This window comes from Bradyrhizobium iriomotense (assembly GCF_030160715.1).
Classification (GTDB): Bacteria; Pseudomonadota; Alphaproteobacteria; order Rhizobiales; family Xanthobacteraceae; genus Bradyrhizobium; species Bradyrhizobium iriomotense.
The window spans coordinates 1-1,561 of sequence record NZ_BSOW01000107.1; the positions used below are offsets into that span (position 1 = coordinate 1).

At 67.0% G+C, this 1,561-nt stretch carries 2 protein-coding genes; both read left to right on the forward strand.

Features of this window, described 5'->3' with window-relative positions; all coding sequences use genetic code 11:
* Positions 1 to 1,179 (forward strand): response regulator (locus tag QQL28_RS45580; RefSeq protein ID WP_284276407.1); only part of this gene is annotated, 1,179 nt, incomplete at its 5' end.
* Positions 1,180 to 1,202: 23 nt separating this feature from the next.
* Positions 1,203 to 1,561: chemotaxis protein CheW (locus QQL28_RS45585; RefSeq protein WP_284276409.1), on the forward strand; the 359-nt coding region annotated here is incomplete at its 3' end.

Genomic DNA, 1,561 nt, shown 5'->3' on the forward strand with positions numbered 1-1,561 from the left:
GTGCTGCGCCTGCGCAACAAGCTGCTGCCGCTGATCCACCTGAAGAAGCTTTTGAAGATCGACGACGGCGCCGCCTCCGATCCCGAGAACGGCTTTATCGTGGTCACCCAGGTCGGCAGCCAGACCTTCGGCATCGTGGTCGACGGCGTGTTCCACACCGAGGAAATCGTCGTCAAGCCGATGTCGACCAAGCTGCGCCACATCGACATGTTCTCCGGCAACACCATTTTGGGCGATGGCGCCGTCATCATGATCATCGACCCCAACGGCATTGCCAAGGCGCTCGGCGCCTCCGGCTCCTCGGCCCATGACATGGGTGACGAGAATGCCGGCCATCACATCGGCTCGGGCGAGCAGACCACCTCGCTGCTGGTGTTCCGCGCCGGCTCCAGCCAGCCCAAGGCCGTCCCGCTCGGCCTCGTCACCCGCCTGGAGGAGCTGCCCGCCGACAAGATCGAGTTCTCGAACGGCCGCTACATGGTGCAGTACCGCGAGCAGCTGATGCCGCTGGTTGCCATGGAGGGCGTCACCATCGCCGCCCAGGGCGCCCAGCCGATCCTGGTGTTCGCCGATGACGGCCGCTCCATGGGCCTCGTCGTCGACGAGATCATCGACATCGTCGAGGAGCGCCTCAACATCGAGGTCGGCGGCTCCTCGGCCGGCATCTTGGGCTCGGCCGTGATCAAGGGCCAGGCCACCGAGGTGATCGACGTCGGCCACTTCCTGCCGATGGCCTTTGCCGACTGGTTCACCCGCAAGGAGATGAAGCCGTCGATGCATTCGCAGTCGGTGCTGCTGGTCGACGACAGCGCCTTCTTCCGCAACATGCTGGCCCCGGTGCTCAAGGCCGCCGGCTACCGCGTCCGCACCGCCCCGACCGCGCAGGAGGGTCTTGCGGCGCTGCGCTCGCAGAGCTTCGACGTCGTGCTGACCGACATCGAGATGCCCGACATGAACGGGTTCGAGTTCGCGGAAGTTATCCGCTCCGACCACAATCTCGGCGCGATGCCGATCATCGGGCTCTCCGCGCTGGTCTCGCCGGCGGCGATCGAGCGCGGCCGGCAGGCCGGCTTCCACGACTATGTCGCCAAGTTCGACCGTCCCGGTCTGATCGCGGCGCTGAAGGAACAGACCGCAGGTGCCGCCGGCGCCTCCGAGCTGAACCGGGCGGCCGCCTAAAGGGATAGGGGAGAGACACGACAATGAGCAGCAAGACCCACAGCAGCGAAGGCGCGATGGTCGAGTACGTCACCGCGATGATCGGCGGCCAGCTCTTCGGCCTGCCGATCTCGCGCGTGCAGGACGTGTTCATGCCCGAGCGCGTCACCCGCGTGCCGCTGGCCTCCCGCGAGATCGCCGGCGTGCTGAACCTGCGCGGCCGCATCGTCACCGTCGTCGACATGCGCGCGCGCCTCGGACTGCCGCGGCCCGAGGACGGCAAGGTGCCGATGGCGGTCGGCGTCGACCTGCGCGGTGAATCCTATGGCCTCCTCATCGACACGATCGGCGAGGTGCTGCGCCTGCCCGAGGACGGCAAGGAGGAAAACCCCGTCAACCTCGA